This is a genomic window from Streptomyces sp. cmx-18-6, assembly GCF_046548915.1.
Taxonomy (GTDB): domain Bacteria; phylum Actinomycetota; class Actinomycetes; order Streptomycetales; family Streptomycetaceae; genus Streptomyces.
This window is the reverse complement of sequence record NZ_JAEBEP010000001.1, coordinates 206,045-219,473: the sequence shown is the minus strand read 5'-3', so window position 1 is coordinate 219,473 and position 13,429 is coordinate 206,045. Positions and strand designations below refer to the sequence as shown.

Sequence of the window (13,429 nt, the reverse complement as noted above, 5' to 3'; positions counted from 1 at the left end):
GGTCAGGACGTTCCCGTCGTACGGGCCTCGGCGGCCAGCGCCGCGGGCGATTGGGCGAGGTAGGCGACGGCCTGGGCCGTGCTGCCCTCCTGCGAGGGGTGGTAGGACCGGCTGAGGTAGCTGGGGATGGACCGCAGGATCGCGCCCGTGCTGGGCAGCGTGCCCTGCTTGCCGCTGGTGTGGAACGCCTTGAACGACGCCTTGCCGTGCAGCAGGCTCGGGTCGTTCTCCATGAAGAACCGGGTCCCGCGCTGCCAGAGGAAGACCAGCGCCGAGAAGGCCGCCGCCCAGGTCCGCACCCGCCTGCGGTAGCCGCCGTCGACGTGCATGAACACCTCGAACGCCACCGACCGGTGCTCCACCTCCTCGGCCCCGTGCCAGCGCAGCAGGTCCAGCATGGTCGGATCGGCCCCCCGGCGGTCCAGCGCCTCGGCGTTGAGGATCCAGTCCCCGAGGAAGGCGGTGTAGTGCTCGATCGCCGCGATCGTCGCCACCCGCTCCATCAGCCACCACTTCGACGCCCGCCCCGGCGGCAGCGTCCGGTCCCCGAGCAGCTTCTCGAAGAACCAGTCGACCTGCGCGGTGTACGGGGTCGGGTCGAGGCCCAACTCCCGCAGATGCGGCAGCACATCGTCATGGGCCTGCGAGTGCACGGCCTCCTGCCCGATGAACCCGATGACGTCCTCGCGGAGTTGCTCGTCGTGGATGTACGGGAGGATCTGCCGGTACACGTGGATGAACCAGCGCTCCCCGGCCGGGAGCAGCAGGTGGAGCACGTTGATGGTGTGCGTGGTGAACGGGTCGCCCGGCACCCAGTGCAGGGGGGTCTTCTCCCAGGCGAAGGAGACCTTGCGGGCCTTGAGCGGCGTCCGCTCCGACGCGACCGCCGCTGGCTGCGTGTTAGACATGGTGTCAATGTACTGACGGGTATGCCGGGGGGCCAGAGGCGTGCGTGCACGGATTTCCGGCCGGGTTAGGACGGATCTCCGGCCGGGCCGTGCTGGAATCTCCGGCCGGGTCATGCTGGAGGGATGACGACGAACGCAGACCGGGCCCGTTCCTTCGACACGGTGGCCGCCTCCTACGCCGCTCACCGCCCCTCCTATCCGCCCGCCCTGCTGGACGCGATCGAGGAGCTGTCCGGCCGGGCCCTGGCCGGAGCGCGGGTCGCGGACGTCGGCGCGGGCACCGGCATCGCCACCGCCCTGCTGGACGGCCGCGGAGCCAGGGTCACGGCGGTGGAGCCGGGTGACGGGATGGCCGCGCAGCTCCGCCGGGGCCTGCCGCACGTGCCCGTGGTCCGGGGCGACGGCAACCGGCTGCCGCTGCGCACGGGTTTGCTGGACCTGATCACGTACGCCCAGTCCTGGCACTGGACCGACCCCGCCCGGTCGGTCCCCGAGGCCCGCCGGGTGCTGCGGCCCGGCGGGGCGCTCGCCCTGTGGTGGAACGACTCCGATCCCACCGTGGACTGGATCGGTGACCAGGACCGGCGGCTGCGGAGCTTCTTCGGAGCCGAGGCCCCGACCGCGTACGACAGCCGGGCCCGCTTCCGTGCCGCGCTGCCCGAAGGGCTCGACTTCCGCACCCGGCTGGTGGCCTGGAGCCGCCGCGTACCGATCGACGTCCACCTCGCCAACATCGCCACCTACTCCGACTTCCTGGTCGCGGACCCGGCGGCGGTGCGGGACTGCCTGGACCGCGAACGCGCGCTGCTGACCGCCCGGTTCCCGGGCGAAGAGGTGGAGGAGGTCTACGTGGTGAGTCTTGCCGTAGCCCGCCCCTGAGCCTGCCTTTGGGTGCAGGATGGGCCGATGGCGACAGAACCGGAATGGCGAGTCGGAGCCGGTCCCCGGGCCGCGGGCGTCCTCCTGGCGGCGCTGCTGCTCCTGACCGGGTGCAGCGCGGCCGGCGACGCCGGGAAGGACCGCGCCGCCGGGAAGGGCGGGGCCGCCGCTCCGCCGGCCGCGACGGGAACCCTGGAGCAGCTGGCCGAGAAGGCCGGATGCGACCCCGACGTACAGACCGACGCCGACGAGCTCCGGCAGGCCAACTGCACGACGACGACCGGGCGTTACGTGCTGACCACCTTCGCCACCGACCGCGGCCAGCGCGAGTGGATCAACGAGGCCAAGGACTACGGCGGCTCGTATCTCGTCGGCCGGCGCTGGGTGGCGGTCGGTGAGGCGAAGGTGGTCGCGGCGCTGCGCGGCCGGCTCGGGGGGACGGTGGAGACCGCCTCGCCGCACCACTCGGGGGAGAGCGGCGATGGGGGGAGCGAGGAAGGGCACTCCGGTCACCACGGGAGCTGACCGCGCAGGTTCAGGGGGGCGGGGGGCAGTGGGCTGGGGGAGACGGGCGCGGCTGGTGCCGGATCAGCGGCAGCGGCGGCCGTCGTTGATGCACCGCACCATCTTCTTCATCAGCCGCTGATCGAAGACGTTGATGAAGTCGCCGTGGTCGGTGATCGGCTTGTGCAGCTGCTCGGGGAAGGAGTCGACGGCGAAGCCGGGCCCCGGCGGCACGTCGTACACGATCCGCTGGACGAGCTGCGGAACGGCCCGGAAGCCCCTGGGGCAACGCCCGTTGGGCTGGGCGAACGCCACATGGGTGCGGTGGTTGGCGCTGTCGGTGTTGCGCCCGTCCCAGCAGTTCTGGAACGCGAACGTACGCACCACCCGGCTCCCGGCGGGACAGATCGGGTACTTGTCCTTCAACTGGCGGTCCTCGAACCCGGTGCAGCTCCAGGAGGCGTTGGCGTTGGCGTCGCCGTTGGTGAACGCCTTCGCGTCCCCGGTGATGATCCGCAGGAAGCGGGGCATCGCGGTGACCTTGCCGACAGGGGAGCCGACGAACTTCAGGGTCACCTGGGACGGCGTCTGGATCTTGCCGGTGTTCTGGTCCCTGCCCCCGCCGTCCGCGTCCGCGTCGGCCTCGTCCTGTCCGTTCTGGAGCCGCAGGACGGGCCAGTAGTAGGTGGACCGGTCGCCCTGATTGCGGCAGGTGGTGGCGCCGTTCGCCAGAACGTCGTCGCCGGCGAACGCGTCGTTGGCCTGATTGCCGATGTAATCGTGCATATGGTGCGCGCCGTTGCTCACGCCGGGCGCGACGATGACGTTGTCCGGGTTGAACTTCCCGTTCTCGTTGCGGCCGCAGTCGGTGGTGAACGTGCCCCGGGACGCGCCGCGGCGCTGGCGGGGGCGCTGGGTATTGGGCTGGACGGACTGGATGTCGACGAAATCGGCGGCCACGGGGCCGTTGCCCGATTGCCCCTGCCCCGGGTCGGGGCCGGGGTCGGGGTTCTCGCCCGGGTCGGGGTCCTGGCCGGGGCCTTGGCCTTCGTTCTGGCCCTGGCCCTCGGTCTGTCCCTGGTTCTGGCCTTGGTCCTGCCCCTGTCCGTCGTCCTGGCCGCTGTCGCCGTCGCCTGCGCCGTTGCCGCCGTTTCCGGGGCGGCTGTCGTCGGCGCGCAGGCTGCACCCGGCCAGGCCGTCCAGTCCGTCCGGCCGTTCCGCGACGCGTCCGATCGCGATGCCGATGCGGTCGAGGCTCGCGGCCCGCTTGCTGCGCAACGGGCCGAGCACGGCGTTCTCCGCCAGCCCGGGGTCCCGGGCTATCTCCTCCTTCCGGTCGGCGAACTGCCGGTAGGCGTCGGTGATCTGGGTATCCATCGCCGCGAGCTCACGGTCGACCTCGGGGCGCGCCGGGTCGGGCACATCGGGCAGCCCGTTCACGGCTTCTGGGCAGTCGATGGTGGACATCTGGCGGCCGGCGTTCTGGGTCCTGGTGGGCGGAGAACCGGACGGTCCTTCTCCCGCGGAGGCGTAGACGTTGACCGCGACCAGCCCACCTCCCCCCAGGATCAGGGCGGTACAGGCGGCAAGGGCCCGGTTCGCCGGTGTGGAACGTTTCTTGCGGGTCGTGCGTCGCATGGGACTCCTCTGCTTCGAGGGAGAAGCGTGACGTCCCATACGCGCGGCCCCCACGGCCCGTTCAGCTCCCCGGCCGATTCGTGGGAACCTCCAAAGCCGGAAAGCGGCCGGAGAGCGGTCCGAGCGCCCGACTCTCAGGCGAAGGCGGCCAAGGGGGCGTCCACCGGTGCCGCGGTGAGCCGGTTGGCCAGGGTCGACAGGGTGTACGCGCCGATGCCCAGGACCACTTCCAGGGCGTTCTGCTCGGTGTAGCCGTGGGCCAGGAAGTCCCGCAGGTCCGCGTCGTCGACCGCGCCCGCCGATGCGAGCACCGTCAGCGTGAACCGGCGTACTGCTTCGAGGCGTTCGTCCGGCAGCGGGAGCCCCGCCGGGTCACGCAGGGCGGCGACGAGCGCCGGGTCGGCGTCCAGGGCGGCCAGCTTCGCGGTGTGCATCGCGACGCAGACATGGCAGTCGTTGCGGGTGGCCATCGTCATGATCAGGACCTCGCGGGAGAGCGGATCCAGCGTGCATGCCTCGAAGATCGCGCTGACCTTCAGGAAGCCCTCCAGGGTGTGGGGCGAGGCGGCGAGCCGGGCGATGGCGGCCGGCCGGTAGCCCAGCCGCTCCGTCACCGCCTCCATGGCGCGTCGCGAACCGGCCGGGGCGGTCTCGGGGGTGTGGTCGGGGAAGGGCATGGCGGGCCTTTCGGGCAGGCGGAAGTGCGGCGGAAGCCGGGGCGGAGGGAAGTGAGGGCGGAAGGAAGCGAGGGCGAGTAGAATCGACAACATGGTTGACGAAAAAAAGGTAAACCAGGTTGTCGAATTCTGCAACGCCCGCCGTGCTTGCCGTGCCTGCGACGTCTGGAATGTTCGCGATGTCTGAGGTGGCCGGGCGGGGAGCCGGGGAGCCCGGCGGCGGGGCCGGCTTCGAGCTGCCGCTACTCCTCCTCGCGGGCTTCCGCTCGATCATCGACGCCCTGCACCGTGACCTGGCCGAGCACGGACACCCCGAGGCCCGGCCCGCGTACGGCTTCGCCCTCCAGGCCGTGGGCCGCGAGGGTGCGGGCATCAGCGAGATCGGCCGGCGGCTCGGGGTCTCCAAACAGGCCGCCGGGAAGACCGTCGAGAAGCTGGAGGCGCTCGGCTACGTGGAGCGCGCCCCCGATCCCGTGGACGCCCGCCGCACCCTGATCCGGCTGACCGCGCACGGCGTCGACCTGCTGGCCCGGTCCGCCGAGGGCTTCGACCGGCTGCGGGCCGAGTGGGCCCGGGTGCTGGGGGAGGAGCGGCTGACGCACCTGGAGGCGGACCTGCGGACCATGGCTCCCGCGAACGTGTTCCGGCTCGACGCGGCGGGTTGGTTCACGGGCTGAGGGGCGTGAGGGCCCGGGCCGAAGGCGTAACGAACCCCGGAGGGGAGGCACACCGCACCCCGGCCCCGCACACCCACCGCGCCTGGCCCGCACACCGCCCTGCCTGGCCCGCACACCCACCGCGCCCCGCCCGGAGCCCCACCGCACCCTCGCCCCGGAACCCCGCCCCGCCCGGAGCCCCACCGCCCAGGAGTCCCATCGCACCCCCGCCCCGGAACCCCGCCCCGCCCCCGGCTTCAGCGGAAGGGCTCGTCGCTCAGCCGTGGTCCAGATAGGCGAGCACCGCGAGGACGCGGCGGTTGTCGTCGTCGGACGGCGGCAGGCTCAGCTTCCCGAAGATGTTCGACGTGTGCTTGGCGACCGCCCGCTCCGTGATCACCATCTGCCCGGCGATGGCCGCGTTCGACCGGCCCTGCGCCATCAGCTCCATCACCTCGCGCTCGCGCGGCGTGAGCCCGCCCATCGGCTTGTCCTGCGAACGCCGCGACAGCAGCTGGGAGATGACCTGCGGATCCATCGCCGTGCCGCCCGCCGCCACCCTCCGTACGGCGTCGATGAACTGGTCGGCGTCGAAGACCCGGTCCTTCAGCAGATAGCCGATGCCCCCGTCGCCGTCCGCCAGCAACTCCCGTGCGTACAACTGCTCCACGTGCTGGGACAGCACCAGCACCGGAAGGCCGGGCCGCGCCCGCCGGGCCGCCAGGGCGCACTGGAGGCCCTCATCCGTGTGGGACGGCGGGAGCCGGACGTCGACGACGGCGACGTCCGGCTCCAACTCGGCCAGGGCCTTGGTCAGTTCGGGCCCGGTCTCCACCGCCGCGGCGATCTCGAACCCGTACGCCTCCAGCATCCGCACCAGGCCGTCGCGCAGCAGGAAGAGGTCTTCGGCTAGGACAACGCGCAAGGAAGCTCCATGGTCACCATGGTGGGACCGCCCGCTGGGCTGCTGACGGCCAGGACACCGTCGAATGTACCGAGTCGCCGTTCGATTCCGCTCAGGCCGGAGCCCGATCCGACGCGCGCACCGCCTCCGCCGTTGTCGGTCACGGAGATCCGGAGCATCCCCTCGTCGTGGTGCAGGTCCACCCAGATCCGGTCGCCCCCGGCGTGCTTCACGGCGTTGGTCAGGGCCTCGCTCACCGCGAAGTACGCCGCCGACTCCACCGACGCCTCCGCCCGCCCCGGCAGCTCCACCGTCACCTCCGTGGCGACCGGCAGCCGCAGGGCCAGCGCCCTGACCGCGTCGCCGAGACCGCGTTCGGCGAGGACCGGCGGATGGATGCCCCGGACCAGGTCGCGCAGCTCGGTCAGCGCCTCCGCCGACGACTCCCGGGCCATGGCGAGCATCTTCTTGGCCTGTACGGGGTCCTTCTCGATGAGCGCCTCGATGGCACCCAGGTTCATGCCCATCGCGACCAGCCGGGCCTGCGCTCCGTCGTGCAGGTCCCGCTCGATGCGCCGCAGTTCGGAGGCCGCGGTGTCCACCGCCTCGTGCCGGGTCTCGGTCAGCCGGTCCACGCGCAGCGCCAGCGTCTGCTCCGGGGTGGGGGACAGCAGCGGGCGGGCGATCACGAAGTGCAGCCGCAGGAGCGGGACCGCCGTCCGGAGCCCGACGACGAGGAGGACGACCCCGAGGGCCAGCGCGGCCAGCCCCGTCAGCTGGCTGTCCACGGGGATGAACAGGAACCAGTACCTCTCGTTCTGGAACACCCGCCACAGCCCTGCCGCCAGGACGAGCCCCTCGACCGCCCAGACCATCAGGCCGCCGGCGACCACCGCCACGATCGGGCCGGCCGTCATGTCGACCAGCAGCCACTGGAGGTCCCGCCAGGTCGCCGGGTCCTTCAGTAGCGACGTGGTGCGCTCCACCTGCCCGGCGATGCCCCCGCGCGGGGCCGGCGGGAACGGGCGGTAGGGGGCCGGTATCCGTACGCCGGCCCAGTCGGCCGACCACCGGCGGCGCTGGTCGGCGTGGCGGCGCACCAGCTTCAGCACGGCCGGGGTGGTGAACACGCCGATGCCGAGCAGGACGAAGGTGATCGAGAGCACCGCGAGGACGAAAAGGATGATGGAGACCGCCAGCCCGTAGACCGACAGGAAGAGCCCTCGCCCAGCTGCCAGCATCGGTGGCCGTATCCGTGTCGCGAGCGCATCCATCGTCGTCCCTCTCCGCCGGCAGGGACCCGATCCGGCCCCGTTCCGCAGTCAGTCTCTCCTCTGCGGGTTCCGCCCCGGCAGCCGGTCCGCCGCCCGAACGGGGGTGTACCTGGCACCACCCCCGGTCCTGGCCCCAGCCCCTCGCGGACGGGGCTTCGACGGCTGGGGCGGGGTGGTCCTCCGTCGAGAGGCTCTGACACACGCGGGCGGCCCCGGACCACGGTGGGAGACCGTGGTCCGGGGCCGCCGGATGTGCGGGGGCCGCCGACGTCGAGCGGCGAACAAGGCGGTCAGGGCGTGTACTTGTACCCCACCCGGCGGACCGTCTGGATCGAACGGCGGTGCTCCGCACCCAGCTTGCGGCGCAGCCGGGCGACGTGGACGTCGACGGTGCGCCCGTCGCCCACGTGCCCGTAACCCCACACCGTCGTCACCAACTGGTCGCGGGTGTGCACCCGGTGGGGGTGCGCCACCAGGTGGGCCAGGAGCTCGAACTCCAGGTACGTGAGGTCGAGCGTGACCCCGTCGACGGAGGCCGTGCGCCGCGTCGAGTCGATCCGGACGGGGCCGGGCGACGGCTGCTCCTCCCCGACCTGCCCCTCCGCCGGCTGCTGCGGGAACGGCGCGCGGCCCTGCCGGTCCAGCTGGCGGGCGTGCTGGGAGGCGGCGACCGCACCGGCCAGCGCCGGCTGCTGGTCGGCCGGGACGAGCACCAGGTAGCCGATCATCGGCGGCTGCCCCGGCAGGGCGGGCAGCGTGTGCTGGGGAGCGGGCAGCCAGGTCGCGCCCGGCGGGAGGAAGTCGGCCACGTCGGACAGCCGGGCGACCTCGTCACGGTCGACGGCGCGCAGACGGTGCCGGTTGGGGGAGAGGGATCGGGCGGTGGGGGTGGCCGCAGCGGGCGCCGGGGAGGCTGCGGTGGCAGCGGTGGCGGCGGAGAAAGTACGAGTGTTCGCCATGGAGGGTCAGCTCTTTCGCGCGAGGAGTCGTCGAGGACGGACTTACGTCGTGCGCGCGGACCGAAGGCCGGGTGAGCGGCTTTAGAGGGCCTGCGCGTTCCACGCGCGGCAACACACCCGGTCGAAGTCATGGTGCTGACGGGAAGGCCAGAACGGCTCGAGGTCGCTGCGACCCGACGCGATGTACTGGAAGCTGGCCATGGCTCCATTGAAGCAGACATTGCGGCTGTGCATCAGACTCCTCTCACCCGTCGATACGGCGTCTTGACGTTACCTTCCTCACGCTGCGCTCCGATGCGCTCACGGCACGCCCGCGACACACGGCGAAGGGCCCGCCGGTTCACCGGCGGGCCCTTCGGCGGTGTTCGCCGCGCGGGGGGCGGGGTCAGACCTGGTCGGCCTTCTCCAGCGCGGTGCAGCAGGTGTCGACGATGAGCCGCGTGACGACGTACGGGTCGACGTTGGCGTTGGGGCGCCGGTCCTCGATGTACCCCTTCTGGTCCTGCTCGACCTGCCAGGGGATGCGGACCGACGCGCCGCGGTTGGAGACCCCGTAGCTGTACTCGTTCCACGGGGCGGTCTCGTGCAGACCGGTCAGCCGGTCGTCGATGCCCGCGCCGTAGTTCTTCACGTGGTCCAGCGGCTTGGAACCCTCGCCCAGCGACTCGCACGCGGTGATGATCGCCTCGTACCCCTCGCGCATCGCCTTGGTGGAGAAGTTGGTGTGCGCGCCCGCGCCGTTCCAGTCGCCCTTGACCGGCTTCGGGTCCAGGGTCGCGGACACGTTGAAGTCCTCGGCGGTGCGGTAGAGCAGCCAACGGGCCACCCACAGCTGGTCGGAGACCTCCAGCGGGGAGAGCGGGCCCACCTGGAACTCCCACTGGCCCGGCATGACCTCGGCGTTGATGCCGGAGATCCCGAGCCCGGCGGCCAGGCAGTTGTCGAGGTGCTTCTCCACGATCTCGCGGCCGAAGATCTCGTCCGCGCCGACCCCGCAGTAGTAGCCGCCCTGCGCGGCCGGGAAGCCGCCCTCGGGGAAGCCGAGCGGGCGGTGGCCGTCGAAGAAGGTGTACTCCTGCTCGATGCCGAAGATCGGGGCCTGGCCCGCGAACTGCTCGGCGACCGGACGCAGCACGGCCCGCGTGTTGGACTCGTGCGGCGTCATGTCGATGTTGAAGACCTCGCACAGGACGAGGACGTCGTCGCCGCCCCGGATCGGGTCCGGACAGGTGAAGACGGGCTTCAGCACCCGGTCGGAGGCGTGGCCCTCGGCCTGGTTGGTGCTGGAACCGTCGAATCCCCAGATGGGCAGATCCGCCACGTCCTGCGACGGCGTGCCGTCCATGATCTTCGTCTTGGAGCGAAGCTTCGCGGTCGGCTCGGTGCCGTCTATCCAGATGTACTCAGCCTTGAACGTCACGGACGCCATCCTTTGCGGGTGCAGCGGTCTATGCCGCGCAGCTTGGCAAGGCGCGATTTCCCGTCCGTTGCCCGAGTGTGAACCCCGTGTTACCGAGGTTGTCTGCGTCAAAAGAGCGCCTTGTCGGGGTGCGTCGGGCGAGCGTACAGATGTTCTCCCCAGGCCGCAGCGCCCCCGGCCGCCGTACGTCGAAACCGTCCGCGTCGTATACGGGGTTGACGTGCACCACGGCCGTCCGCCGACCCAGGTCCAGCCGCTCGCGCCCCCCTGCAGCACCTCGCCCGCCGGCCCCGCCCCGTCCCCGGGAGGTGTACGGGGGTCTCCTGGCCGCCCCCGCCGCAGCACCCGGCACACTGACCCCATGACGACAGCCGCCGACCGCACCACCGCCCCCGACCGCACCGCCCCCCTCCGCATCGGCCTGCTCGGCGCGGGCCCCTGGGCGCGCAACACCCACGCCCCCGCGCTCGCCGCCCACCCCGGTGTGGAGCTGACCGGGGTGTGGGGCCGCCGCGCCGAGGCGGCGGACGCCCTCGCCGCCGTCCACGGAGCCCGGCCGTACACCGGTGAGGCGGGGATCGACGCGCTCCTGGAGACGAGCGACGCCGTGGCCTTCGCGCTGCCGCCGGACATCCAGGCCCCGCTGGCGGTCCGGGCGGCGGAGGCGGGCCGCCACCTCCTGATGGACAAGCCGGTCGCCACGACGGTGGAGGGAGCACGCGCGGTCGCGGAGGCGGCGGCGAAGGCGGGGGTCGCGTCCGTCGTCTTCTGCACCCTGCGGTTCGCGCCCGAGACGGCAGCGTGGATCGCCGAACAGGCGGCGGCGGACGGCTGGTTCACCGCCCGCGCCCAGTGGCTGGGCTCGCTCTACGCCCCGGGTTCCGGCAGCGAGTACGCCGACTCGCCGTGGCGACGCGAGAAGGGCGGGCTGTGGGACGTCGGCCCGCACGCGCTCTCGGTGCTGATCCCGGTCCTGGGCGACGTCACGGAGCTGACCGCCGCCCGGGGCCCCGCCGACACCGTCCACCTGATCCTGCGCCACACCTCCGGGGCGTCCAGCACGGTGACCCTCGGCCTGAGCGCCCCGCCCGGCGCGGCGGGCGTCGAGATCCAGCTCAGGGGCGAGCGCGGAACGGCCGTACTCCCCGGCTGGAGCGGCGCGGAGGCCGCGTTCCGGGGAGCGGTGGACGCGCTGGCGGACGCGGTACGCACGGGGACGCCGCATGCCTGCGACGCCCGCTTCGGCCTCCACCTGACGGAACTCCTGGCGGAGGCGGAGGCCCGGGCGGCCGGCTGATCAGCTCGGCGGAAGCGCCCGGCACAGGGCCTCCAACGCCTTTGGGTAGGCGTGTTCGCCGGGGGTCGCGTACCCCACGACGAGCCCGTCCCGGGCGGTGTCGGCGGCGGCGGTGTCGGCGTGCGCGCGCCGGGGCTCCCGCGCGCCCGCGTACGGTGTCGCCCCCGGGTGCAGGTAGTCGGCGAGCCCCTCCACCGCCAGCCCCTGCCGGGCCGCCGCCCGCACCACCGAACGCTCGGTGCCCGGCGGCAGCTCCACCACCGCGTGCAGCCCGGCCGCGATCCCGGTGACCCGGACGTGCGGGGCGTGCTTCTCCAGCGCCGCCACCAACTGGTCCCGGCGGCGGCGGTGGCGCTGCCGCATCCGGCGTACATGACGGTCGTACGCGCCCGAGTCGACGAAGTCCGCCAGCGTCAGCTGCTCGGTGGCGCTGGAGTACGGCTCGCGCTCGCCCTTCGCGGCGACGACGGGCGCGACCAGCCGCTCGGGCAGGACCATCCACCCCAGACGCAGGGCGGGGGACAGGCTCTTGCTGACGGAACCCAGCAGCACCACATGCTCGGGGTCGAGCCCCTGCACGGCCCCCACGGGCTGTCGGTCGTAGCGGAACTCCCCGTCGTAGTCGTCCTCCACGACCAGACCGCCGGTGGACCGCGCCCAGTCGACCGCCGCCGACCGCCGCCCGGGGTGCAACGGACCGCCGGTCGGGAACTGGTGGGCCGGTGTGAGCAGCACCGCCCGGTCCCCGCGGGTCAGTTCGCCGACCCGTGCGCCGTCGCCGTCCACGCCCACCGGCCGGGTGCCGACCCCGTGGGAGGCGAGCAGCCCGCGGTGGAACGGCAGCCCGTACGCCTCCGCCGCCCAGGGGCCGCCCACCACGTCCGCCAGCAGCCGCAGCCCGTGCGCGGCCCCCGAACAGAGCACGATGCGCTCCGGCGAGGTCCGCACCCCGCGCACCCGGGCGAGATAGCCGGCCAGCGCCTGCCGCAGCTCGGGCCGCCCGTGCGGATCGCCGGGCCCGAAGGCGTCGTTGGGGGCGGCGGCGAGGGCCCGGCGCGCCGAGGCCAGCCAGGCGGTCCGGGGGAAGGCCGCGGGATCCGGCTGCCCCTGGACCAGGTCGTGGACGGGGCGGGAGGGGCGCTGGGGGGTGCGCGGGCGGTGGGCGGGGGTGACGGGCGCGGCCCGCTCGGCGACCCGGGTGCCCGAACCCTGGCGGGCGGCGAGCCACCCCTCCGCGACCAGCTCCGCGTAGGCGTCGGCGACGGTGTTGCGGGCGAGACCGAGGTCGGCGGCGAGCGAACGGTAGGGGGGGCAGCCGGGTGCCCGGAGCGAGCCGTCCGCTGCGTACGGCGTCGCGCAGCGCGCTCATCAGGAGGGCCCGGCGGTTGCCCGCGCCGGAAAGCTCCAGAGGCAGATCGCTGCCCAGGATCTCCGCTGAATCGACCCATGAATCCGCCACTGAAGTGCTCCCCGCAACCGGTCGCTCGTCCTCGCCTGGAACCGGAGTCGCCCTGGACGACTACCGCCCCAGCGCGTCCCGTACCGCTTCATCGCTCCGTGCCACCACGGCCGTGCCGTCCTCAGCCGTGATGATCGGCCGCTGGATCAGCCGGGGATGCTCGGACAGAGCGGCGATCCACCGCTCCCGCGAACCGGCCTCGCGCGGCCATCCCTTGAGCCCCAGCTCCTTCGCCGCCGCCTCCTGGGTCCGCGTGATGTCCCACGGCTCAAGCCCGAGCCGGTCCAGAACGGCCCGGATCTCCTCGATCGACGGCACGTCCTCCAGGTATCGCCGGACGGTGTAGTCGGCCCCCTCCGCATCGAGCAGGGTGAGCGCGCTGCGGCACTTGGAACAGGCCGGATTGATCCAGATCTCCATGGGGCCAAGGTTACGCGAGGGACTGCCGAAATAGCCTCTGGCCAGGGGCGATTGTCAGTGGGGGGCGGTAAAATGGAGGAAGTTCGTGAGGGTTCCACCGCCGTGCCAGGAGGTTGCCGATGGCCTTTGCCGCAGTCACGACCGAGCCGCTCGACAAGCAGCTCCCGATGCCCTTCCACCCGCCGCTTGCGACGCCGCAGCAGAAGAAGCGCCTGCCCGCGGGCCGCCCCCGCGAGTGGTACGTCTCCCACAACCGCCGCCTCAAGGCCATGCGGCTGGCGATCGCCCTGCTCGACAGCGGGGTCTACCAGCCGTCCAGCGCCGGCAACCACAAGATACGGACCACCGCCGAGCGCCTGGGCATCCACCCGCCGTCCGACACCACCTGCCGCATGGTCCGCGCCCTGATCCGTTACGGTCGCTGACCCCACCGG

The 13,429-nt window shown here is 72.7% G+C and carries 13 protein-coding genes and 1 pseudogene; 5 read left to right on the top strand and 9 right to left on the bottom strand.

Going from position 1 to position 13,429, the window contains the following annotated elements:
• Positions 1-2: 2 nt before the first annotated feature.
• Positions 3-908, bottom strand: coding sequence for a metal-dependent hydrolase (locus ACLJPL_RS00990; protein WP_411078709.1), 906 nt, complete (start codon positions 906-908; stop codon positions 3-5).
• 123 nt (positions 909-1,031) lie between these two features.
• Between ACLJPL_RS00990 and ACLJPL_RS00985 the strand changes: the two genes are divergently transcribed.
• Both ACLJPL_RS00985 and ACLJPL_RS00980 read left to right on the top strand, forming a co-directional pair.
• Positions 1,032-1,787 (top strand): class I SAM-dependent methyltransferase, encoded by a 756-nt coding sequence (locus ACLJPL_RS00985; protein ID WP_411078708.1) that lies wholly within the window; start codon positions 1,032-1,034, stop codon positions 1,785-1,787.
• Positions 1,788-1,814: 27 nt separating this feature from the next.
• Entirely contained in the window at positions 1,815-2,312 is a 498-nt protein-coding gene (locus tag ACLJPL_RS00980) for a hypothetical protein (protein WP_411078707.1), read from the top strand.
• A gap of 63 nt (positions 2,313-2,375) precedes the next feature.
• Here the strand turns inward: ACLJPL_RS00980 and ACLJPL_RS00975 are convergent, their stop codons facing one another.
• Together ACLJPL_RS00975 and ACLJPL_RS00970 are read right to left on the bottom strand one after the other, a co-directional pair.
• Positions 2,376-3,929, bottom strand: a complete 1,554-nt coding sequence (locus tag ACLJPL_RS00975) for a DUF1996 domain-containing protein (protein WP_411078706.1) — start codon at positions 3,927-3,929, stop codon at positions 2,376-2,378.
• Between the two features lie 134 nt (positions 3,930-4,063).
• Positions 4,064-4,606, bottom strand: a complete 543-nt coding sequence (locus ACLJPL_RS00970) for a carboxymuconolactone decarboxylase family protein (RefSeq protein ID WP_411078705.1) — start codon at positions 4,604-4,606, stop codon at positions 4,064-4,066.
• A 179-nt stretch (positions 4,607-4,785) separates the two neighbouring features.
• On the opposite strand from ACLJPL_RS00970, the gene ACLJPL_RS00965 reads away from it, so the two are divergent.
• The gene (locus ACLJPL_RS00965; RefSeq protein ID WP_411078704.1) at positions 4,786-5,283 is read left to right on the top strand and encodes a MarR family winged helix-turn-helix transcriptional regulator; all 498 of its coding nucleotides are present in this window, start codon (positions 4,786-4,788) and stop codon (positions 5,281-5,283) included.
• 256 nt (positions 5,284-5,539) lie between these two features.
• Here ACLJPL_RS00965 and ACLJPL_RS00960 read toward each other — a convergent pair whose 3' ends face one another.
• The 4 genes from ACLJPL_RS00960 to glnII form a co-directional block, all read right to left on the bottom strand.
• Positions 5,540-6,187, bottom strand: coding sequence for a LuxR C-terminal-related transcriptional regulator (locus ACLJPL_RS00960; RefSeq protein WP_411078703.1), 648 nt, complete (start codon positions 6,185-6,187; stop codon positions 5,540-5,542).
• Complete coding sequence (locus ACLJPL_RS00955; RefSeq protein WP_411078702.1) at positions 6,172-7,440, bottom strand: sensor histidine kinase; 1,269 nt, start codon at positions 7,438-7,440, stop codon at positions 6,172-6,174. The genes ACLJPL_RS00960 and ACLJPL_RS00955 overlap by 16 nt, the downstream gene beginning before the upstream one ends.
• A gap of 290 nt (positions 7,441-7,730) precedes the next feature.
• Complete coding sequence (locus ACLJPL_RS00950) at positions 7,731-8,399, bottom strand: winged helix-turn-helix domain-containing protein (RefSeq protein ID WP_411078701.1); 669 nt, start codon at positions 8,397-8,399, stop codon at positions 7,731-7,733.
• Positions 8,400-8,784: 385 nt separating this feature from the next.
• Positions 8,785-9,819, bottom strand: a complete 1,035-nt coding sequence (gene glnII, locus ACLJPL_RS00945) for a glutamine synthetase (RefSeq protein WP_411078700.1) — start codon at positions 9,817-9,819, stop codon at positions 8,785-8,787.
• A 361-nt stretch (positions 9,820-10,180) separates the two neighbouring features.
• Here glnII and ACLJPL_RS00940 point away from each other — a divergent pair, with 361 nt between their 5' ends.
• A complete protein-coding gene (locus ACLJPL_RS00940; RefSeq protein ID WP_411078699.1) occupies positions 10,181-11,116 on the top strand; it encodes a Gfo/Idh/MocA family protein in 936 nt (311 codons plus the stop codon).
• Here ACLJPL_RS00940 and ACLJPL_RS00935 read toward each other — a convergent pair.
• Together ACLJPL_RS00935 and ACLJPL_RS00930 are read right to left on the bottom strand one after the other, a co-directional pair.
• Positions 11,117-12,575 (bottom strand): annotated as a pseudogene (locus tag ACLJPL_RS00935) (PLP-dependent aminotransferase family protein).
• A 60-nt stretch (positions 12,576-12,635) separates the two neighbouring features.
• Positions 12,636-12,995 carry an arsenate reductase family protein gene (locus tag ACLJPL_RS00930; protein WP_411078698.1) on the bottom strand — a complete coding sequence of 120 codons (360 nt, stop codon included), beginning with the start codon at positions 12,993-12,995 and terminating at the stop codon, positions 12,636-12,638.
• Positions 12,996-13,114: 119 nt separating this feature from the next.
• Between ACLJPL_RS00930 and ACLJPL_RS00925 the strand changes: the two genes are divergently transcribed.
• The gene (locus tag ACLJPL_RS00925; RefSeq protein WP_411078697.1) at positions 13,115-13,420 is read left to right on the top strand and encodes a hypothetical protein; all 306 of its coding nucleotides are present in this window, start codon (positions 13,115-13,117) and stop codon (positions 13,418-13,420) included.
• Positions 13,421-13,429: the final 9 nt, after the last annotated feature.

What these genes read in the sequence shown, in the direction of transcription:
- ACLJPL_RS00990 (WP_411078709.1), bottom strand. Translation starts at nt 908, where the DNA reads ATGTCTAACACGCAGCCAGCGGCGGTCGCGTCGGAGCGGACGCCGCTC.
- ACLJPL_RS00985 (WP_411078708.1), top strand. Translation starts at nt 1,032, where the DNA reads ATGACGACGAACGCAGACCGGGCCCGTTCCTTCGACACGGTGGCCGCC.
- ACLJPL_RS00980 (WP_411078707.1), top strand. Translation starts at nt 1,815, where the DNA reads ATGGCGACAGAACCGGAATGGCGAGTCGGAGCCGGTCCCCGGGCCGCG.
- ACLJPL_RS00975 (WP_411078706.1), bottom strand. Translation starts at nt 3,929, where the DNA reads ATGCGACGCACGACCCGCAAGAAACGTTCCACACCGGCGAACCGGGCC.
- ACLJPL_RS00970 (WP_411078705.1), bottom strand. Translation starts at nt 4,606, where the DNA reads ATGCCCTTCCCCGACCACACCCCCGAGACCGCCCCGGCCGGTTCGCGA.
- ACLJPL_RS00965 (WP_411078704.1), top strand. Translation starts at nt 4,786, where the DNA reads ATGTCTGAGGTGGCCGGGCGGGGAGCCGGGGAGCCCGGCGGCGGGGCC.
- ACLJPL_RS00955 (WP_411078702.1), bottom strand. Translation starts at nt 7,440, where the DNA reads ATGGATGCGCTCGCGACACGGATACGGCCACCGATGCTGGCAGCTGGG.
- ACLJPL_RS00950 (WP_411078701.1), bottom strand. Translation starts at nt 8,399, where the DNA reads ATGGCGAACACTCGTACTTTCTCCGCCGCCACCGCTGCCACCGCAGCC.
- ACLJPL_RS00940 (WP_411078699.1), top strand. Translation starts at nt 10,181, where the DNA reads ATGACGACAGCCGCCGACCGCACCACCGCCCCCGACCGCACCGCCCCC.
- ACLJPL_RS00930 (WP_411078698.1), bottom strand. Translation starts at nt 12,995, where the DNA reads ATGGAGATCTGGATCAATCCGGCCTGTTCCAAGTGCCGCAGCGCGCTC.
- ACLJPL_RS00925 (WP_411078697.1), top strand. Translation starts at nt 13,115, where the DNA reads ATGGCCTTTGCCGCAGTCACGACCGAGCCGCTCGACAAGCAGCTCCCG.